Raw genomic sequence first — 20252 nt, 5'->3', positions numbered from 1 at the left:
TCAGCGGCCCTGCCCCAGCGCGTTGACCAGCACGGCTTTGATGGTGTGCAGACGGTTCTCGGCCTGGTCGAAGACGATGGACGCCTCGGACTCGAAGACGTCGTTGCTGACTTCGGCGCCGTCCAGGCCGAATTGATCGTGCAGGCGCCGACCCAGCTCGGTGTCGGTGTCGTGCAACGCCGGCAGGCAGTGCATGAACTTGGTCCCGGTGCGCCCGGAGGCGGCCATCAGGTCGGTGGTGACTCGGAACGGCAGCAGTAGCGGGACCCGGACGGCCCAATCGGCATCGGACTCCCCCATGCTGACCCACACATCGGTGTACAGGAAGTCGCTGCCGGCAACGGCTTTGGCGGGATCGTCGGTGATCAGCACTCGGGCGCCGCTCTCGGCGGCCAAGGTGTGTGCGGTGTCGATCACGTCCTGCGGTGGCCACAATTCTCGTGGGGCGCCGATACGGACGTCCATGCCCAGGATGGCGCCGGTGATGAGCAGTGACCGTGCGACATTGTTGCGGCCGTCGCCGAGAAAGCAGTAGGACACATCCTCGAGCGGCCCGCTGCTGTGCTCGGTCATCGTCAGGATGTCGGCGAGCATCTGGGTGGGATGCCACTGGGTGGTCAAGCCGTTCCAGACCGGGACGCCGGCGTAGTCGGCGAGTTGTTCGGCGGCGGCCTGGTCGAAGCCGCGGAACTCGATGCCGTCGAACATCCGGCCCAGTACGCGGGCGGTGTCCGCGATCGACTCGGCGACGCCGATGTGTGATCCCGACGGTCCGAGATAGGTGATGTGAGCGCCCTGGTCGTAGGCGGCGACCTCGAAGGCGCACAGCGTGCGGGTCGAGGCCTTCTCGAAGATCAGAGCCAGGTTCCGACCGGTCAGCTGTGGCTTCTCGGTGCCTTCTGCGGTCGCTCTCTTGAGTTCCCCGGCCAGCTCCAGCAGGGCCAGCAGCTCCTTCTTGTCCAGGTCGAGCTCTTTGAGCAGCGATCCGGGATGGCGTTGCACTGTAGGCATTTTCAGATTCCGTCTCGTTGGATGGGGCACGTCATGCAGCGGGATCCGCCGCGGCCGCGGCCCAGTTCGCTGCCGGGGATGGAGAGCACCTTGATGCCGTGGTCGGCCAGCATCCGATTGGTGACGGTGTTGCGGTCGTAGCCGATGACGACACCGGGTGAGACGGTCAGGAAGTTGTTGGCGTCGTCCCACTGCTCACGCTGCGCCGCGCGGGTGTCCTCGTCGGCGGCGAGGACTGTGACCCGGGGGAGGTCCAGCGATTCGGCGATGGTGGCGAACAGGTCGTCACGGTGCTCCACGTGCAGGCCGCCGGTGTCGTGTTCGGTGACCTCCTCCGGGTCGGTCGCCGTGATCAGCCAGGTTGTCATGGCGGCCGGGTCGAGGTAGGGATAGCGGACGAAGGTGTCCGTATCGACCATCGTCAGCAGCGTGTCCAGATGCATGAAGGCATGTGACCGCGGCAGCTGCACCGCGATCACTGCCGTAGCTGCGCGATGCCGGAACAGCTCGCGAGCCAGGATCTCCACGCCCATGGGAGTGGACCGCTCTCCCATCCCGATGAGGACCACTCCGCGTCCGAGGACGTGGATATCTCCGCCTTCCAGGGTGGCCGGCTGGTGTTCGATGTCGTCATCGCCGTAGAAGATCGGGAACGGAGCATCGGCGAACATCGGGTGGAACCGATAGACCGCCCGTGAGTGGATGGACTCGCGTTGCCGGGCCGGTTTGGCCATCGGGTTGATCGATACCCCGGAGTACACCCATGCCGAGTTGTCCCGCTGGAACAGCGTATTGGGAAGCGGAGCAAGTACGAAGTCGTCCAGTGCCAGGCTCTGCCAGCGCAGACTCCCCACGCTCAGCGGGGAGAGGTCGGACTTCGTCACGCCACCGATCAGCAATTCCGCCAGACGGGCCGGATCGACGTCCTGCGCGAGCGCCCGTAACGAGCCGGTCAGCGTCGGGCCGACCCGGTGCACCGAGCAGACCCGGTCGAGGACGAATGCTCGTGCCTCCGGAATGGCCAGGGTTTCGGCGAGCAGGTCGGCGAAATGATGGACCGTGACGCCCTGGTCGCGTAGGACGGAGGCGAAGATGTCGTGCTCTTCGCGTGCCTTCTCCGCCCACAGCACGTCGTCGAACAGCAACTCGTCACAGTTGCCGGGCGTCAGCCGGGACAGCTCGAGGCCCGGCCGATGGACGATGGCCTGCCGAAGTTGACCTACCTCTGATTCGACGCCGAGTGTGTTTGCCATTGCAGGTGCCTTTCGTTGGAAGAGCAGTGAAATTCGCACGCCAGAACAGGTCGAGCTAGCGATCAACGCGCTGGTTCCGGCGGGATCGCTGCTGCGCCACAGGGTTCAGGTAGACATAGGCGATGGAGGGCCATCGCCTGCGCAGGGCGGAGGAGATGGACACGATGGTCGACTCGACGGCGGAAACGTCGAGTGCGTCCTCGAAGACGATGTCGCCGTCGACGATGAGGGTGGAGGGTCCGACGACAACAGCGAAGATGTCCGGGACGGCCAGTACCCCAGGATACGAGCCGACAAGGGCCCGCATCTCGGAGATCTGCGCCGCTGGAAGTCCACGTCCGGTGAGCAGTTCGCGATTCGTTCGTAGGAGCACGGCCGAGGTGCCGAGCAGAACAAGGCCGATCAGGGCGCTGGCCACGACGTCGGTAGCGGGATGGTCGAACAGTTGCCGGCCCGCCAGTCCGAGAGAAGCGATGACCCCGCCGACCAGGCCGGCAGCGCTGCTGAGTACGAGCGTCGTGACGGCTGGATCCGTGCCCCGCCACAGGTATGCCGCCAATTTCATGTGCTGCTGGGCGGCTCGCGTCCGAAGGGGACGCAGACCCGAGACAAGCGCAATCGTGTCAAGAGCGATGACGATCAGCAGCACGAGGTATCCGATCAGGTAGGAGCCGGCGGGTTGCGGGTGCAACGCGGTCTGGAGCGTCTCGGCCATGGCCGCGCCGACGCCACCGACGAAGATGCCGATGGCTGCGAGGAAGGACCAGAAGAAGCCCTCCCGCCCGTAGCCGAGCGGATGTCGGTCGTCCGCAGGTCGCTGTCCGCTGATCACACCGACGAGAAGGAACACACCGACGGCGACGTCGGCGAGATTGGTTGCCGTCTGGGTTTTCAGGGCTGCCGAGCCGGTGATCCCGGCTGCGACGCCGAGGGCGATTGTCTGGGCGATCGCCACCAGTACGCCGACGATGATGCTGCGGCGACTGGTCAGCATGATGCTCGCGACTCGCCTTCCTGTTCGTGGTGTTCTATATGCGTCGTGGCGATCTACCGGCTCAGGGCGTGTGCCTTGAGGCTCTCGTATTCACCCGTGGTGATCACTCCGGCGGCGGCCAGCGCTTTCGCCTTGCTGATCTCGTTGGCCGGACTATGCCGCAGCCCCAGATTGCGCACGTAGGTTTCCGTGGCGTTGATGTCCAAGGCATCCTGACGTTCGCGACGCCGCTGCATGCCGGGACCCCTGACGACGAGGTAGACCAGCACGGTCAGGAACGGCACGAAGACCAGGAACAGCAACCACACAGCCTTGAAGGTTCCGCTGAGGCGGTGATCCCGGAAGAGGTCACCGACAACGGCGAACAAAGAGAAGAGATAGGCGACGAAAGCAAAAACCCAGAAGAAGGTCCATGCGGCGTTCCATCCGTTGTTCCAGTAGGGCATCACGATCAGAACTGGATTGTCAGGTTGTTGGTGATGGCGGTGATGCCGGGAGCCGACCAAGCCACGAGTTCCGCCTGCCGGCGATCGGCGGGTGAGCGAACGACGCCCTCCAAGGTGATTCGTCCACCGGAATCGGTCATCACGCTGATGTAATTGCCCTCGAACTGTGCGTTGCGGACCAGGGCTTCCTGGATCGAGGCCTTGACGATCGCCAGGACGGGGGCCGGTCGAATGCGCACCCGGTCACGGACGCCATGGACGCCTTTGATGGCGTGCACCGCCCATGCGGCCGCGGTGCTCTGGTAGTGCCATGCTGCTTCGCCGGTGAGGGTGATCTCGCGATCCGTGACCGACGCCTTGATGGTGTCCGGCACGTTGACGGCGCGCTCGAGCGCCTCGGCAGCCTCGCGGGCGAGATCGGTGTCGGTCCGGTCGGTCCACTTGGTGTGGACCGAGATCTCCTGGGCCAGTGTGCGTACCCCTCGCACGCGCAGTGCGGCACTGCCGGCCGCCACCTTCTCCGGATAGCTGCCGACCTGTCCGGTCAGGGTGATGGCACCATCGTCGGCGGTGATGCCGATGTGGCTGCTGTCGATGCTGGGGAGCCAGGACAGCTCCATGGTGACGGCCTTCTTGAGTTCGGCGTCCGTACTCTTCAACGTCTGGGTCATGGCATCTGCCTTTCTTTGGTGGTGGATCGGGATGTGCTAGCGGATTCGAAAGTGGGGCGCCGATCAGGGCGAGGATTCATCGAGGAGTCGATTGAGCTGGAGATCATCCAATGCGCTCCATTCGGTGGAACCGTAGGTGGATCCATCGAACTGATTCTGTGGCCGGGAGTCCGGCGTTGAACGCGTCGGCTCCGAGCCCGGCCGACCGGCCAGGAGGAGGTGGGTGAGGTAGATTCCTCCGCCGATCAGCAGCATCGCGCTGATCATGAGCTTTCCTCGAATTCCTCGTCGAACCCCATTTTTTGGTTCTCTCCGCAGAATGGGTATTCCGGGTAGAGATAGGCCGGGTTCCAGAACGGAAGGTATCCGTAATAGTTAGCCAGTGAGCCGTAGTAGCGGTTGTCGACGCCGACCTCGGGGGCATAGCCTGGCGCCCCGGCGATTCGGCGGCCGGTCTGGTCGATGTGGACGGTGCTTCCGGTGATGTGGGTGACCGCATCGACCGGAATGAAGGACGACTGTGCGCCAAACCCGAGGATGCCGCCGTGGTCGACCTGGAGCAGTCTCACCCTGCGGTCGCCGAGGTCGATCAACAGATCGACCAACTTGCCGATGTCCCGGTCTTCCTTGTCGCGGACCCGGCGACCGCGGACGTCGGCGTCGTGGTGCACGACCGTCAGTCCGTGGTTCCTCAATCGCGTCAGCGTCGGCGTTGCCCGTGCGTTCATCTCGACAAACCCTCCAATGTCTGCTGTTTCAGTACTGCTGGACGTGGAGCTTGTTGGTGATCCGCGTGACACCGGGGGCGGAGAAGGACACTGCTTCGGCCTGCCGACGTTCCGCCCACGAACGGACGTTTCCCTCCAGGGTGATGTGGCCGGCCGAGTCGGTGGTGACCTTGACGTGCTCGCCTTCGAACTGGGCGTTGCGGATGAACGCGGCTTCGATCTCGGCCTTGACGCCGGTGACCGACACGCTCGGCCGGATCGCGATCTGGTTGTGGACGTCGGTGACGCCGCGCAGGTGGTGAACCGCGGTCAGAGCCGCTTCGCGCTCGTAGTGCCAACCCACGTCGCCGGTCAGCGTGATGACGCCCAGATGCACGGTGGCCTTCACCGTCTCCGGCACGTCGATCCCGCGGTCGAGGGCCTCGACGGCTTCACGGGCGATGTCGGTGTCGGTCACGGCGGAGTACAGGGTGTGCACGGTGATCTCCTGGGCCAGGGCGCTGACACCCCGGACCCGAAGGGCCGCTTTGCCGGCCAACACTTTCTCCGGGTAACTGTCGACCTGGCCGGTGAGGGTGATCGAGCCCTGATCGGCCGTGATGCCGATGTGGCTGCTGTTGATGCTGGGGAGCCAGGACAGCTCGTCCATCACGGCACTCTTGAGCTGGGCATCTGTTCGCTTCAATGTCTGTGTCATATCTGTCAGTCTCGGCGGCTCGATACGTACCCAGCAGGGCACAAAGGCCCGCCTATCCGGCCGAAATACCGCTGAGACCCGGGACTCCAAATCCCTTCGAGATGCGGGCGTCGGTCATCCGAAGGAGGAACGCCGCTGCATCTTCCACGGGTGAACGTCGGTCCAGCCGGGCCGATCGGCATCTCGCGGGGACGACCGAGTCAACTGGCCTGATGTGCGGCTGGTGGGATACGGCCCGCCCGCACCTCATCCGCACGGCGGCCAACCGCTGATGCGCGACGCGATCAGGCGACGGGATCCCCCGCCCGATCAACACCGGCGGCAGGTGGAACCCGTTCACCGCGAACGCGCTCAGGTGAAGTGCCATGAGATGCCGGCCTGGCGACCGACGACGAGATCGGCCCTCATCTGCGTGATTCCCCGCCGCGCGAGGATGCCGCGTCCACCATAGCCACCGCGAAAGCCTTGGGTGTGGCCGTCAAGATGGTCACCGGCGACGCTCTCGCCATCGCCAAGGAAACCGCCGGCAAAGTGGGCCTCGGTACCGACATCCTCGATGCGGCCGGCCTCGGCGATGTCAAGAAGACCGAAACCGCAGCGGTGGCCGCGTCCATCGAAACGGCCGACGGATTTGCCCAGGTGTTCCCCGAGCACAAATATCACATCGTCGACGTTCTGCAGCAGCGCGGCCACATCGTCGGCATGACGCGCGACGGCGTCAACGACGCCCCAGTGCTGATGAAGGCCGACTGCGGCATCGCCGTCTCCGGCGTCTCCGGCGCCACCGATGCCGCCCGCGCCGCAGCGGCGATCGTGCTGCTCACTCCTGGGCTGTCAGTGATCATCGACGCCATCAAGGAGAGCCGCAAGAACTTCCAGCGGATGAACTCCTATGCGATATACCGGATCGCGGAAACCCTGCGGGTGCTGCTGTTCATGACCTTGGCCATCCTGGTGTTCAACTTCTACCCCGTCACCGCGATCATGGGAACGCGTCTTTCATCTCGGACGAGACCAGGTGCAGACCCTCATGTACCTGAAGCTTTCCGTCGCAGGGCATCTCACCATCTTTCTCACCCGCACCCGCGGGCCGTTCTGGTCGATCCGTTGAGCCCGGATCCTGTTCCTCGCGGTCCTCGGCACCCAGGCAATCGCCACCCTGATCGCCGTCTATGGACTTTTTAATGACACCCCTCGGCTGGGGCTGGGCCGCCTTCGTCTGGGTCTACGCCCTCGCCTGGTTCCTGATCAACGACCGGATCAAATTGCTCGCCTACCGCATCTTCGACAACGCTGGCAGGACCAGCATGGAGAAGGCGGACACGCCGTTGCCGAAGCAGCAGCGCGCGAGCGACACCACGACCGCAACGACAATCGATTCCGCTGCCTTCTATACCGACGCCGATCCGCGCGACCCGGTGTTCCACGACAACATCGACTGCCCCTACGGCGCCGAGATCAAGAGCCATCAGCACGACCAGCCCGGCACCGGCCACCGCCGCCGGTGTGACTGGTGCGCCCAGCACGATTAGCCACTGGCGGTCAAACAAATGATGTGGCCGACGGGGGCGGAGCGTCGATGAGGCTCATCATCGTTCGTCACGGCGAAACCAATTGGACGTTGACCGGTCGGTACACCGGCGGCACCGACGTGCTCCTGACGGCCGATGGCCGAGCCCAAGCGGCCTCGCTGCCGCCCCTGCTGGACCACGTGCTGCGCGGTCAGGATCCGGTGGTGGTCGCAAGCCCACGGCAGCGCGCCATCGAGACGACCACCCTCGCGCTACTGCGGACACCAGATGGACATCGACCCACTCGTGGCCGAATTCGACTACGGGGACTACGAAGGCTTGACCGGCAAGCAGATCCGCCGGCGCGCACCCGGTTGGGACATCTGGCACCATGGCTGCCCGGATGGCGAGTCGACACTGGATGTCGAACACGAGCCGAAAAGTTCTCACGCGCGGTAATACTGGATAGCACACAGCCGCTGGTAGTGGCGACCCCCGGGCACTTCTCCCGGATTCTGGCTGTCGACCAGCAGAAGCCGCGCCTCGTGGTGATCTGGTGGAGATAGCCGATAAAGACGCTGGTGCCGCTGCGCCGACTTCAGCGAGGGCCGCTCACATGGCCTATCCGTCTGCGGACCCGAGGCGACGCTGTAGCGGTTGTCAGCCGGTCAGGTCGATAGACTCCTGCGGGACCCGACGCAGGTGCTGCGCAACCTCGTCGTCGTGGCCATGATGTTGGTGGTCGGGACCCTGGCGGACTTCCGGTTCCAGGCGGGCATCGTGCATGTTGGGTCTGGTCGCGATTGCGCTGCTTTTCAGCTGCGCCGTCTCGTGGGTGTTCGCACTGGTGCGGATAGCCGTCAGGGACTCCGAGACAGCCCAGCTCGCAGGCTTTGTCGTGATCTTCCCGTTGACCTTCGCCAGCAGTGCATTTGTCGCCCTGGCGACGGTGCCGGCCCGGTTGCAGGCGTTCGTGCGTAATCAGCCGGTGAGCTTCGCGGTGGATGCGAGCCGGGAACTGGCTCTCGGCACCGACAGCGGGGGTACCGTCTGGAAGCTCCTGGCCTGGTCCTGCGGGCTGATCACGGTCTTCGTACCGCTGGCCCTGCGCCAGTACAACCATCGGACGTCCTGACCTTCTCATCAGACGTCGTCAATGCCCGGTCCGCTCGACCCCTTGCGAGCAGCCCGGGCCTGATGAGGTGAGGGTCAGAACGCCGCGTTGATGTCCACGACGTCGATGACCTTCTTGTTGACGAACTCCTGGATCCCGAGATTGGTCAGCTCGTGGCCGTATCCGGAATGCTTGATACCGCCGAACGGGATGTCTGCCTTGACCATCGTCGGGTGGTTGACGTAGACCATTCCGGTGTCGATCTTCCGGGCGACCTTCTCGCCATTCTTGGTGTCCTTGGTGAACACCGAGCCGCCGAGGCCGAACGGTGAGTCGTTCGCCACGGCAATCGCCTCGGCCTCGTCCTTGACGCGGATAACGATGGAGACCGGTCCGAAGAACTCCTCGTAGTACGAGGAGTTCTTCGAGTCCATTCCGGTGAGAATGGTGGGCTGGAAGAATGCCCCCTTCGAGGGCACCGGAGCGCCGAGGGTTTCTGCCTTCGCCCCTCCGGCGACCGCCTTCTTCACCTGGACGGCGAGATTGTCGGCCGCGCCCTGGGACGACATCGGTGCCAGAGTGGTCTTCGGATCCATCGGATCGCCCGACCTGAGCGCCGCGACTCCGGCACGGTATTTCTCGAAGAACTCGTCGAACACGTCGTCGACCACGATCATGCGTTTGGCCGAGACGCAGACCTGTCCGGCATTCCAATGCCGACCGAAGACCGCCCACTGGGCCGTCTTGTCGATGTCCGCATCCTTCAGCACGACGAACGCGTCGGAACCACCCAGCTCCAGGGTGCTCTTCTTGACGGCCTTCGCCGCGTATGCGGCGATGATGGAGCCGGCCTCTTCGCTACCGGTCAGGGCGACCCCGCGGACGCGCGGATCGTCGATGACGTGCTCGGTGAGAGCGTGGGGCAGGTAGAGGTTCTGGAAGCCGCCGGCCGGAAGCCCCGCGCGGGCGAACAGATCGTCGAACATGGCAGCGGCCTGCGGAACGTTGCTCGCGTGCTTCAGCAGGATGGTGTTGCCCGCCAGCAGCTGCGGCGCGGCCACGCGCACCACCTGGTAGTACGGAAAATTCCACGGCTCGATCGAGAGAAGGACACCCAGGGGCTGGCTCACGATCTCCACCTGGCCCTCGGCGGCGTAGGCGACCGGGACCTTCTCCGTCTCGAGCAGCGTCTCCCCGCGGTCGGCGTAGTACTGCAGGATGTCGGCCGAGAGATCGACCTCGGCCTCCGCCTCGCCGATGACCTTGCCCATCTCCAGCGTCAGGAGTTCCGCGTAACGGCGCCGGTCCGCGCGAAGCAGCGCAGCCGCTTTGCCCAGTACCGCCGTTCGCGCGGAGAACGGGGTCTCCCGCCAGGACAGGAAGGCCGCGTGCGCCGCCGTGATGGCCGCGTCCACCTCTTCGTGCGTCGCATCGGGGAATGTTGCAACCACTTCATTCGTGTACGGATTGATCGTCTGGTACGTCATGTCAAAACCTTTCCCGGCAGCGAACTGCCCTCTTTGTCCTGTCCCGCCTGAACGGCGGGAAAGCCTTACTTGGCGGAGGCGTGCGCGACCGCAACCACCGGCGCGGGGGCGAACTCGAAGACCAGCCGCGCGGGGATCCCGCCGGACAGCACGTCCGACATGGCCGCATTCACGTCCTCGAGGGCGCGCACCTGCGCCACGACCCGCGTGCGGCCCGCGGCATGCAGGGCGAAGACCTCGGCCAGGTCCTGACGGGTGCCGACGATGGACCCGATGACGGAGATGCCCTTGATGACCGTCTCGAAGATCGGGATCTCGAGGTTTCCGGTCGCCGGCATCGCGACGCAGATCAACCGCCCACCAGGTCGGAGCGAGGCGAAGGCCTGCTCGAACACCTTGGCCGACGGGGCCAGGACGAGTGCTACGTCCAGTCCACCCAGCTTCGCGATCTGCGCCACCGGATCCGAGGCGGAAGCGTCGACCACGTGGGTCGCACCGAGCTCGGTGGCCAGGTCCAGCTTGGGCTTCTCGATGTCGATCGCGACGACGAGACCGCCCATGATCCGGGCGTACTGCACGGCGAGATGACCGAGGCCCCCGATCCCGAACACTCCGACGTGCTCGCTGGGCACGATGTGGGCGACCTTGAGCGCCTTGTACGTCGTCAGGCCGGCGCAGCTGAGCGGGGAGGCATCCAGGGAACTGATGCCGTCGGGCACCGGGACGACGTACTTGGCGCTGGCGACGGCGTATTCCGCGAACGCGCCGTCCACCGAGTATCCGCTGTCCTGCTGCTTCTCGCACAGGGTCTCGCGGCCGTCGATGCAGTAGCGACATTCGCCGCACGCGGATCCGAGCCAGGCGATGGCGACCCGCTCGCCGACCTTGCGGTTGGTGACCTCACGGCCGAGCCTCTCGATGATCCCGACCCCTTCGTGCCCGGGCACCAGGGGAAGGGTCGGCTTCGCCGGCCAATCACCATGGGACGCATGGATGTCGGTGTGGCACAGACCGCACGTCTCCATCCTGATGAGTACCTGTCCGAGTGCCGGTTCCGGGATGTCACGTTCCTGGATCTCCAGTGGTGCACCGAATGTCGTGACGACTGCTGCCTTCATGATGTGCCTTTCGTCTGTTGCGAGTTGGTACCAGGGTTGTGGACGGTCGTGGTCGGATGGCGAGAATTGCTCCGGTCGGCGGGATCAGGCGGTCACGTATTCCTTCACCGCCGCGGTGATGGCGGCCAGGCCCACCTTCGCGTCGGCGAAATACATCCCGGTCTTCGGATCGGTGAACAGCGGGTTGCTGATACCGGCGTAGCCGGGGCGCATCGAGCGTTTGAGAATGACGACCGACTTGGCGTGGTCGACATCAAGGATCGGCATCCCGGAGACCGGGTTGCCCGGCTTGCGTGCGTCGGGGTTGTAGACATCGTTGGCGCCCACCACCAGCGCGACGTCGCAGTTGTCGAAGGCGACGTTCGCCTCGTCCAGCTGCAGCATCTGCTCGTAGGGCACATTGGCCTCGGCGAGCAGCACGTTCATGTGTCCGGGCATACGACCGGCGACCGGATGGATGGCGTACTTGACGTCGATGCCGTGCGTCATCAGCAGTTTCGCGAGCTCGGCGACCTCGTGCTGGGCCTGGGCCGCGGCCAGGCCGTAACCGGGCACGACGATCACCTGCTGGGCGTAAGCGAGCTGCACGGCCACATCGTCCGCACTGACCTGGTGCACGTTGCTGAGATCCTGGGCATCCGGAGCAGCGGAGGACTTCGAGTCGCCGGTCCCGAAGCCACCGAGGACGATGGCGGCTACGGAGCGGTTCATGGCCTTGGCCATCTGCAGGGTCAGGATGGTGCCCGCCGCGCCGACGAGGGCGCCGGCGATGATCAGTGCCTGGTTGTCGATCGCGAAACCTGCCATCGCGACGGCGAGGCCGGTCAGCGCGTTGAGCAGTGACACGATCACCGGCGCATCGGCGCCGCCGATCGGGAGCACCAGCAGCACGCCGAACAGCAGGGAGGCCACCAGTACGGCCGCCAGAAGCCAGACGTCGTTGCCGACGGTGATCGCAAAGACCCCGGCGGCCAGGGCCACGATGATGGCCAGCACGTTGACCAGCCGAGCGCCGGGGAAGGTGATCGGGCTGCCGGAGATGATGCCCTGAAGTTTTCCGGCGGCGATCAGCGAGCCGGAGAACGTGATCGATCCGATCACGACGTCCAGGACGATCGGGATCGACGAATCCAACCCCAGGGCCGTTCCGGTCGTGTGCTGCACGAAGTCTGCGAAGGCGACCGCAGCGGCCGCTCCGCCACCCACCGCATTGAAGATGCTGACCAGCTGCGGGATGTCCGTCATCTTCACCGTGCGGGCGCGGGCGATCCCGAACGCGGCTCCGAGAGCCGCGCCGAACAGGAGGGCGAGCCAGCCGATCCAGCTGCCGCCGGACTCGTGGAGCGAGAACACCACGGTCGCGAGCACCGCGACGACCATGCCGCCGGCCGAGATGAGGTTGCCGCGGCGGGCAGAGGACGGAAGGCGCATCAGATGCAGGCCGACCACGAAAAGGGTCGAGGCGGCAAGGTAGACGACGCCGACGGCGAAATCGAAGGTGGTCACGAGGGGTCTTTCGGGTCGGAGGCGGCGGCGGGCGCGTGCCGGGTGAACATTTCCAACATCCGGTCGGTGACCACGTAGCCCCCGAAGACGTTCGCTGCCGCGAGGGCAGCGGCGAGGAAGGTCAGGACGTAGCCGAGCGGACTGTGGGCCAACGTCACCGTCGCCACCGCACCGGCGATGACGACGCCGTGGATCGCGTTGGAACCGGACATCATCGGCGTATGCAGCGTCGAAGGGATCTTTCCGATCACCTCGACGCCCACGAGCAGACTGAGGACGAAGATCGCGAGATTCGAGAACAGTTCGGCGGTCATGCGGCCTTCTCCTTGTGATTCTGGGCCGCGGGGGTAGGCCCCGGCGTCGTCGCGGCGGCGGTGGCCGGGGCGTCGGCGGGGGTCGCCGGGGATGCGTCCGGAAGGGGGTCGAGTTTCAGTGCCTTGCGCATCGCGGCGTTGTTCACCTCGCCGGCGTGACCGACGACGATGCCCTGGTGCACGGCATCTGTGCTGTCGACGACGATCTCGCCCTCGGGTGCGAGCGAACCGAGCACGGCGACGATGTTCCGCGCGTACATCTGGGAGGCGGATGCGGGCAGGTCGGATGCGAGTTCTCCGGCGCCGACGACGGTCACCCCGCCTTTTGTGACGGTGACCTTCCCTTCCACCGAGCCGGCGACATTGCCGCCGAGGTCGCTCGAACCGAGGTCGACGCAGACCGAACCGGCCCGCATGCTGTCCAGGGTGGAGGCCGAGACGAGCTCCGGCGGGGCATGGCCCGGCACCTTCGCCGTGGTGATGATGACGTCGAAGTCGGCCAGCGCCGATGCCAGTTCACCCTGCTGGGTTGCCTTCTCGGCATCTGTCATGACGCGGGCGTACCCGCCCGCACCGGCGCCCTCGGCGACCGAACTGGTGAGGAATTTCGCGCCGAGCGATTCCACCTCCCCGCGGGAGGCATCGCGGATGTCGTAGCCGGTGACGACCGCGCCGAGGCGCTTGGCCGTGGCGATCGCCTGGAGGCCGGCGACGCCGGCGCCGATCACGATCACCTTTGCAGGGGTGGCGGTCCCGGAGGCGGTGATCATCATCGGCAGGTAACGACCGAAGGTGTAGGCAGCGACGATCGCTGCGCGGTATCCCGCGGCGCTCGATTGGGAACTCAGCGCGTCCATCGCCTGGGCCCGGCTGAGAGTCCGAGGAACGAATTCGAACGCCACGGTGGTGACGCCTCGCTCGGTGAGATCGCGGATCATGTCGGGGTGGTTCAGCGGGTCGATCAGGCCGATCAGCGTCTGTCCCTTGTCGAGGGCGGCGATCAACCTGGCGTCGGGGCTCCGGACGACGGCGACGACGTCCGAGTGCTGGAGGATGCTGGGGCGGGCCGCGATGGTTGCGCCGGCAGCGGTGTAGGCCGCATCGGGAAAACCGGCCGGCGCGCCGGCCCCCGATTCGATGTCGACGGCGCGACCGGCCTTGACCAGCTTTGCCACGGCAGTGGGGTCGAGGGCGACACGGTGCTCCCTCGGTGCCGTCTCGGTGAGAACACCGACCTTCAGTGCGGGGCCGGTAGGGGGAGTTGGTGAGACCATGAGGTTCCTAGCATTGGTTGAGAAGCTACTTCGCGGCCGAGGATCGGAGCGATGGTTCCAGCCAACCAATGAGAGGTGCTGCAGTGGCAGGGGCTTAGGTCCTGTCAGGACTGAGCACTGTGGTCGGAAACGCAGGCGAACCGGCTGTGCAACGGGCCATCTAAATCAGCCCTGATCCTGCCGCCCCGGCGTCACGACCGCTGGGCCGGTCGATCGGTGAAGCGGCTACACGCGGCCGGCTCGGTGCGGCTGCGGCGCCCGCCCCAGCGGTTGGGTCGGTGCCACCGCGACCAGCGTGCTCAGGGTGGGGGAGGAAACCGCGGCACCGGCGGATACCACCAGGGTGCTGCCGTCGTGGAGCAAGGACAACGACGGCCCGGACAGGATTGCATAAGTCGTGGTGGTCGGGGTGATCTCGACGCGCAGCCGGCTCTGCCGGACGCAGAAGGTCAGGGCCAACCGCGTGATCCCGACGGCAATCGGGGAGAGAAGGCAACGGTGCCGTCGCATTCGCGCAGGCCCGCGAGGCCGGGAACCAGGGCGATCCAGGTGCCCGCCAACGACGCGATGTGCAGGCCGTCGCGCGTGTTGTGCTCCCGATCGTCAAGATCCATCAACGCCGCCTCGGTGAGGAAGTCGTACGCGAGGTCCAGGTGGCCGGTCTCCGCGGCCATCACGGACTGGGTGCACGCCGACAGCGAGCAATCCCGCACCGTCAGGGCTTCGTAGTAGGCGAAGTTGCGGGCCTTCTCGGCGGCGGTGAAAGCTTCTGGGTGCAGATGCATGGCCAAGACCAGGTCGGCCTGCTTGACGACCTGTTTGCGATAGAGGTCGAAGTAGTGGAAATGGAGCAGCAGCGGATATTCCTCGGAGGTCGACGCGAAGTCCCAGACCTCGTGTTGGGTGAATCCCTCGGCTTGGCAGTGGATTTCGAGACCGTCATCGTACGGAACGAACATGGCCGTGGCGGCGCCGGACCACCGAGCGATCTCGACAACGGTGATCTTCAGGTCCGCCGACCAACCGCAGGCGACGTATTTGATGACACGGAGCTTCTGACCGGGGACCAACGTGGCCGTGACCGTGACCCGGCCGAGATCCGGGAAACTCTCGCTCGACATCGTGGCCGACTCAGGCAGGTCCAGGTGATGGTCCATCGCGGCCCCGATCCGCAGATGGCTCTTCATCGTGTGGTGCATGAGCGCGGCCCGAGACCCCTTGCTCGCATGGTTCTCGGACACCAACGGCGTGCGCACCGCGGCGGCCTCCCGTGGGTCACCACTCCCAGCCGGCAGCATCTCGTTGGCCACGAGTTCCGACTGCACGACCACCCGAACTGCGGCGTCGAGCGCCTCGACCTCGTAGCTGATCGCCGCGATTGAACGCTGTGAGAAGGAGACCAGCCGGCTCGAGCAGATTCGGACCCGCTGTCCGCCGGGTGACAGCCATTCAACCTGGCGTCGCAACACGCCCGCGCCGAAATCCAGGACCCGCTCGTGCGAAAGCACTCGTCCGTAACGGATGTCGAATGGCTGATCGTCGACCAGCAGCCGGATGAGTTTCCCGTTGATCCCGTTGATCATGGTCTGCCCGGCCTCGGGGTATCCGTAGCCGGTCTCGGCGTAGGGCAGGGGATGTGATTCGAACACTCCGTTGAGGTACGCCGCGGGTAGCCCGTGCGGCTCTCCTTCGTCGAGGTTTCCGCGCCATCCGATGTGGCCGTTGAACAACGCGAACACCGAGTCGCTCTGGGCAAGGACGTCCAGGTTCAGGTGCGACTCGCGCAGGCACCACGGATCTGCCTCGTGGGCCGGATTGCTGATCAAGTCGGACCGGCCGGACTCAACAATTGCCCGAGATCGGTCGCTACGCGATCCGCGCCGTGCGAGCGCAGCCCTGCAGCCTGCCGCGCCCGCCGTGACTCCGGAGAGCGCATCCTCGAAAACCGCAGCCCTGCCGGGCTCGACGTTAAGGACGTCGGCCGCCGCCAGGTAGGAGTCAGGCGCAGGCTTTCCCGCCAGATGCTGCTGAGCGATGCTGATGCCGTCGATCCGGGCATCGAAAAGGTCAGCGATGCCGGCGGCTTCGAGGACCTCGGCGCAGTTGGCGCTCGACGACACGACCGCCGTCCGGAGACCGGCCGTGCGCACCGCGGTCACATAGCGAACCGATCCCAGGTAGGGGTGGACCCGGCTACTACGGATTTGGCGGACGAAGATCGCGTTCTTGATCTTACCAAGCCCGATGATGGTCGGCGGGTCGGTAGGACCACTGTGGTCACGCTGCGACAGATCGATCCCGCGCGAGGACAGGAACGAGGCCGTACCGTCGGCCCTTTCCTTGCCGACCACGTACCGGTCGTAATCGTCGAGTGGGTCGAACGCGACGAACCTGTTAGCAGTGCTGATGGCTCGAGCCTTCAGAAAGTCGTCGAACATTTCCTTCCAGGCCGCTGCGTGCATCTTTGCGGTGTCGGTCAGCACTTCGTCCAGGTCGAACAGGCAAGCCCGGGTTCCGGCCGGCAGCCCCAATGCGGTGCCGGTACGCCCGATGGCTGTCACAGGTCCGACAGCCGGCTGCTCAATCCCCGGCCTGGAATGTGCCGCCGCTATGGCGCGGACCCTTGCCGTAATGGGGATAACCCGGGTAGACATATCCGACACCCCAATATGGCTGGTACCCGTAATAACCGGAGAGATCGTCGTAGTAGCCGGTCTTGTCCTGCAGGTCGGGATCGTACGGGGGTGCGGCGGCAACATGCTCACCGGACTGATGGATAAACACGACATGGTCGCCGACTGTGCTGATCGCGTCCACCGGGATGAACGAGGTCTTGGCTCCGAGGCCGAGAAATCCGCCGTGCTCCACCTCAAGGAAGCGGACCTTGTGATCTTCGGTGTCGATCAGCAGGTCCGTGATCTTGCCGATGTCCTTGCCGTTGCTGTCGTGCACTTTTCGACCACGGACGTCTTGGGCTGGATCGGCGACGGTCTGGCCTTGGGTGCCGAGCGTGATCAGCGCCGATGTATTTTCGGTCTTCTCGGTACTCATGGAACTTCTCTCCGGTTGGTGTGAAGTTTTGCTAATGGGGGAACTGTTTGGTGGCCACGGAACGAAAGACCTTGGTCGGAGTTGATCAGCATGGACGAATTCGGCAGCGGCCGCCAAGGCTGGATTCACCATGACGGAATCCGACCGGCCGGGTGTCCTCGACTCGTAGGGATCCGCGCCAAGGCTGATCGCCTGAGTTGGCTCTTGCCCTGCCGGGTCAGTAAGTTGGACTGGTATTCCCATCGAGATGCGTTCCTCTCATCGGCGCGTTCGATTCAGGACGCGGATTGTTTGAGCAGTTTGGTGAGCTGATGATCATCGAGTGCAGTCCAGGCGGCAGTCTCACCGGCGAAGAGCCTGGCGGGCCCCTCGTCCGCCAGGACTGGCGCTGTCTCGGAGGTTAGTTGCCGCCGGCGCCTGGGCCAGTTGCCCGACGAGGAACGGGACCAAGGCAATCGCTCCGAACATGGTTGGGTAGCAGGCTTCCCCGTGCGATATGCGCACCGTGATCTCCGAGGGGGAGCCGGTCACTATGGGATCTGGTAATGGCGGGAATCGAGAACATCCCGTCGATGGCGGCGCCCTTCGAGGCCGGCATCTGTGCGCTTCAACGCTCGTGCCCTCCCTGTCACCTTGGGCCGGCTCGTCGGCGTTCAGTAGGGCCAAAGGGCCCTACTGCCCGGGTTAAATGCGCCTGATGCATCGGGACCGTCTATGTCTGGTCGGGGTCACTGAAATCTGAGGAGACGCGGAATCCTCCAATGCTGGAGACGCGTCGAGCTCGGCAGCGCAGACACCGCAACCCTCGCAGCAGCCGTGCGCCACGACGGCAGATGCAGCATCGGCAAATGCCGGACGGCACACTGCCCGCGCGATATACCCCGCACGGCAAGATTCCAGGGCTGTCAGCCGGTGACTTGCAGGTTGTTGGTGATTCGGCTTACTCCCGGGGCGGACCAGGAAACCTCTTCCACCTGGCGGCGTTCGGCAAAGGACCGCACGTTGCCGTTCAAGGTGACGTGGCCACTCGGCTCAGTGGTGACGGTGATGAACTTGCCCTCGAACTGGGCATTGCGCAACAGCGCCGCCTGAATCTTCTCCTTCACCCCGGCCGCAGAGACCGTCGGCCTGATGGTGATTCCGTTGATCACGTCCAGCACCCCCTTGAGGTAATGCACCGCCCGAACCGCAGCCTCACGTTCGAACCGCCAGCTGACCTGGCCGGTGAGTGTGACGATGTGATTGTGCACCGAGGCCTTGACTGTGTCTGGCACCGTCACCGATCGATCCAGTGACTCGCCGGCTTCCCGCGCGATGTCCGTGTCCTTGGTCGAGGACCAACTGCTGTGCACCTCCACGTCCTGAGCGATGGCCGTGACGCCACGGACCCTCAGCGCCGCCTTCCCGGCGAGCAGCTTCTGCGGGTAGGACTCGACGTGTCCGGTCAAGGTGACGGCGCCGTCATCGACGGAGACGCCGATGTGATTGCTGTTCACGCTGGTCAGCCAAGACAGTTCGTCCTCCATGTTCTTCTTGATCTCTGCGTCTGTTCGTTTCAATGTCTGTGTCATGAAAAGGATTCTAGGCTTGCCGCGGCGAGCGGCGAGGGGCACAAGGTCCCGTCATTCGAGCCGAATGGACTACGTACCGGTGCTCGAGCACTTCGCATGGATTACCACAGGAATTTTATCCCAAGCATCCGGGTAAAGAAAGCCGGCCCCTGGTAGGCAGCGGCACCGGTGGCTGTGAGAAGTCGAACTACGGTCGTATCACGTCGGCAAGCGACAGGGGTAGAGGTCCCGTCGAATCGGCCAGACAATACGACTCCGTCGCTCTGCCGTCGGCCACCGAACAGCACCTCGTCGAGTCCTGCATTGTCGGCTGCTGATGGTCCCGCCCCAGATAGGCCTATCGGCACTAGGGGTCGGGTACGCCGTTGAGCCAGGCTCGGGTGGACAAGGAAGGATCGACATGAGGACCGACACCAACCATCCGGAGGCCGAGAACGCCGGTCTGCCGCAGCCGCCTCCCCACCGCTTGTTATCGCGCCGTTCTGTGCTGAGAGCGGTGGGCGTTTCCGGCGCCACCATCCTGGTTGCCGGCACTGGGGTGCTGAGCTATCGGGTCTTCGACAACGGGGTGCTGGATTCCGGTTCCGGAGGGCCGTACGACCCATGGTCGCAATGGCGCAACGACCCACGCCCGGTCGGCGCCGTGGCAGCCGCCATTCTTGCAGCCAACCCGCACAACACGCAGCCGTGGCTCTTTCATGTCGCGGCCGACCGCATCGAGGTCTTCGCGGATTCGACCCGGGTGATGCCGGCCGTCGACCCATTTGATAGAGAGCACCACGTCGGCTTGGGGTGTGCACTGGAGAACCTGACATTGGGACTGACAGCCCGCGGCTTCTCGACATCGGTGACTCTTCTGCCGACGCCGGGTGACCAGACTCACTTGGCCACAGTGAGTTTCGTCAGTGCAGAACCGATCGTTTCGCCTTTGTACGACGCGATCGGGAACAGGCACTCCAATCGCGGGCCATACCAGGCCGGTGGTATCGCCCAGTCCATTCTCGACGACCTGCCGGGCTCTACCGCCGATCTGCCCGGCGTGTCCATTCGCTGGTTCACATCCTCGTCGGAGAGGGCTGCGCTGAGCTCGGTGATGTTGGCGGCGACCGAGGCGTTCATCGCCGACCAAGGACAGTCGGAAGAGGCGTTCTCGTGGTTCCGCAACAACCGCGACGACATCGACGAGCATCGCGATGGTCCGACTCTTGATGCTCAGGGTATGGCCCCGCTGAAGCTGGCGCTCGCCAAGATCCTGCCCGCCACCTCCCGGGTCGCCGGCGATCGATACTGGCTCGAGCAGACACGGAACGTACACACGGCCACCGCTGCCGTGTACGGGATCGTCACCGTCACCGACACCGCTGATGTCGCAACCCGGTTGAACGCCGGACGGCTGCTGCAGCGCATCCATCTAGTGTCGCGTGTTTGAAGTCTTCTTACGGTGGGCTTTGGCGAGGATCTGGTCGGCTGTTTTGGTCCAGATGAACGGGTGGCAGCGTTCGTTCC

19 protein-coding genes and 2 pseudogenes are annotated in these 20252 nt (G+C 64.9%); 4 read left to right on the top strand and 17 right to left on the bottom strand.

Annotation, left to right across the window (positions count from 1 at the left end):
* From argF to ABIB25_RS27845, 8 genes are all read right to left on the bottom strand, one after another.
* Positions 1–1011: an ornithine carbamoyltransferase gene (gene argF / locus ABIB25_RS27880; protein WP_502919921.1), complete on the bottom strand. Its 1011-nt coding sequence runs from the start codon at positions 1009–1011 to the stop codon at positions 1–3.
* Between the two features lie 2 nt (positions 1012–1013).
* Positions 1014–2264 (bottom strand): arginine deiminase, encoded by a 1251-nt coding sequence (locus tag ABIB25_RS27875; protein WP_354531773.1) that lies wholly within the window; start codon positions 2262–2264, stop codon positions 1014–1016.
* Positions 2265–2319: 55 nt separating this feature from the next.
* Positions 2320–3258, bottom strand: coding sequence for a cation diffusion facilitator family transporter (locus ABIB25_RS27870; RefSeq protein ID WP_354531772.1), 939 nt, complete (start codon positions 3256–3258; stop codon positions 2320–2322).
* Between the two features lie 53 nt (positions 3259–3311).
* Positions 3312–3704, bottom strand: a complete 393-nt coding sequence (locus ABIB25_RS27865) for a PLDc N-terminal domain-containing protein (RefSeq protein WP_354531781.1) — start codon at positions 3702–3704, stop codon at positions 3312–3314.
* Between the two features lie 5 nt (positions 3705–3709).
* Positions 3710–4375, bottom strand: coding sequence for a BON domain-containing protein (locus ABIB25_RS27860; protein WP_354531771.1), 666 nt, complete (start codon positions 4373–4375; stop codon positions 3710–3712).
* A gap of 63 nt (positions 4376–4438) precedes the next feature.
* Positions 4439–4630, bottom strand: coding sequence for a hypothetical protein (locus tag ABIB25_RS27855; RefSeq protein WP_354531770.1), 192 nt, complete (start codon positions 4628–4630; stop codon positions 4439–4441).
* An 8-nt stretch (positions 4631–4638) separates the two neighbouring features.
* A complete protein-coding gene (locus ABIB25_RS27850) occupies positions 4639–5103 on the bottom strand; it encodes a PRC-barrel domain-containing protein (RefSeq protein ID WP_354531769.1) in 465 nt (154 codons plus the stop codon).
* A 28-nt stretch (positions 5104–5131) separates the two neighbouring features.
* The gene (locus tag ABIB25_RS27845) at positions 5132–5800 is read right to left on the bottom strand and encodes a BON domain-containing protein (protein WP_354531768.1); all 669 of its coding nucleotides are present in this window, start codon (positions 5798–5800) and stop codon (positions 5132–5134) included.
* Positions 5801–6220: 420 nt separating this feature from the next.
* On the opposite strand from ABIB25_RS27845, the pseudogene ABIB25_RS27840 reads away from it, so the two are divergent.
* The 3 genes and pseudogenes from ABIB25_RS27840 to ABIB25_RS27830 form a co-directional block, all read left to right on the top strand.
* A pseudogene (locus ABIB25_RS27840) lies at positions 6221–7332 on the top strand (HAD-IC family P-type ATPase); the annotation flags it as partial.
* Positions 7333–7379: 47 nt separating this feature from the next.
* Positions 7380–7770: pseudogene (locus ABIB25_RS27835) on the top strand (histidine phosphatase family protein).
* A gap of 325 nt (positions 7771–8095) precedes the next feature.
* Complete coding sequence (locus ABIB25_RS27830; protein ID WP_354531767.1) at positions 8096–8446, top strand: ABC transporter permease; 351 nt, start codon at positions 8096–8098, stop codon at positions 8444–8446.
* 74 nt (positions 8447–8520) lie between these two features.
* Here the strand turns inward: ABIB25_RS27830 and ABIB25_RS27825 are convergent, their stop codons facing one another.
* The 9 genes from ABIB25_RS27825 to ABIB25_RS27785 form a co-directional block, all read right to left on the bottom strand.
* Positions 8521–9912 carry an NAD-dependent succinate-semialdehyde dehydrogenase gene (locus ABIB25_RS27825; RefSeq protein WP_354531766.1) on the bottom strand — a complete coding sequence of 464 codons (1392 nt, stop codon included), beginning with the start codon at positions 9910–9912 and terminating at the stop codon, positions 8521–8523.
* Between the two features lie 65 nt (positions 9913–9977).
* On the bottom strand, positions 9978–11030 hold the full coding sequence (locus tag ABIB25_RS27820) for a zinc-dependent alcohol dehydrogenase (protein WP_354531765.1): 1053 nt from the start codon (positions 11028–11030) through the stop codon (positions 9978–9980).
* 84 nt (positions 11031–11114) lie between these two features.
* Complete coding sequence (locus ABIB25_RS27815) at positions 11115–12536, bottom strand: NAD(P)(+) transhydrogenase (Re/Si-specific) subunit beta (RefSeq protein WP_354531764.1); 1422 nt, start codon at positions 12534–12536, stop codon at positions 11115–11117.
* A complete protein-coding gene (locus ABIB25_RS27810; RefSeq protein WP_354531763.1) occupies positions 12533–12850 on the bottom strand; it encodes an NAD(P) transhydrogenase subunit alpha part 2 in 318 nt (105 codons plus the stop codon). The genes ABIB25_RS27815 and ABIB25_RS27810 overlap by 4 nt, the downstream gene beginning before the upstream one ends.
* Positions 12847–14124 (bottom strand): NAD(P) transhydrogenase subunit alpha, encoded by a 1278-nt coding sequence (locus tag ABIB25_RS27805; protein WP_354531762.1) that lies wholly within the window; start codon positions 14122–14124, stop codon positions 12847–12849. Before ABIB25_RS27805 ends, ABIB25_RS27810 begins: the two co-directional genes overlap by 4 nt.
* A gap of 225 nt (positions 14125–14349) precedes the next feature.
* Positions 14350–14583, bottom strand: a complete 234-nt coding sequence (locus ABIB25_RS29280) for a glycosyl hydrolase family 65 domain-containing protein (RefSeq protein ID WP_502919920.1) — start codon at positions 14581–14583, stop codon at positions 14350–14352.
* Positions 14574–16685 (bottom strand): HAD-IA family hydrolase, encoded by a 2112-nt coding sequence (locus tag ABIB25_RS27800; protein ID WP_502919919.1) that lies wholly within the window; start codon positions 16683–16685, stop codon positions 14574–14576. The genes ABIB25_RS29280 and ABIB25_RS27800 overlap by 10 nt, the downstream gene beginning before the upstream one ends.
* 19 nt (positions 16686–16704) lie before the next feature.
* Complete coding sequence (locus ABIB25_RS27790) at positions 16705–17175, bottom strand: PRC-barrel domain-containing protein (RefSeq protein ID WP_354531761.1); 471 nt, start codon at positions 17173–17175, stop codon at positions 16705–16707.
* Positions 17176–18080: 905 nt separating this feature from the next.
* Positions 18081–18746, bottom strand: coding sequence for a BON domain-containing protein (locus tag ABIB25_RS27785; RefSeq protein ID WP_354531760.1), 666 nt, complete (start codon positions 18744–18746; stop codon positions 18081–18083).
* A 643-nt stretch (positions 18747–19389) separates the two neighbouring features.
* Here ABIB25_RS27785 and ABIB25_RS27780 point away from each other — a divergent pair.
* Positions 19390–20175 carry a hypothetical protein gene (locus ABIB25_RS27780; protein WP_354531759.1) on the top strand — a complete coding sequence of 262 codons (786 nt, stop codon included), beginning with the start codon at positions 19390–19392 and terminating at the stop codon, positions 20173–20175.
* Positions 20176–20252 lie beyond the last annotated feature (77 nt).

The sequence above is a fragment of the Nakamurella sp. UYEF19 genome (assembly GCF_040546275.1).
Classification (GTDB): Bacteria; Actinomycetota; Actinomycetes; order Mycobacteriales; family Nakamurellaceae; genus Nakamurella.
The sequence above is the reverse complement of the archived record's forward strand: the minus strand, read 5'-3'. Positions and strand labels throughout refer to the sequence as shown.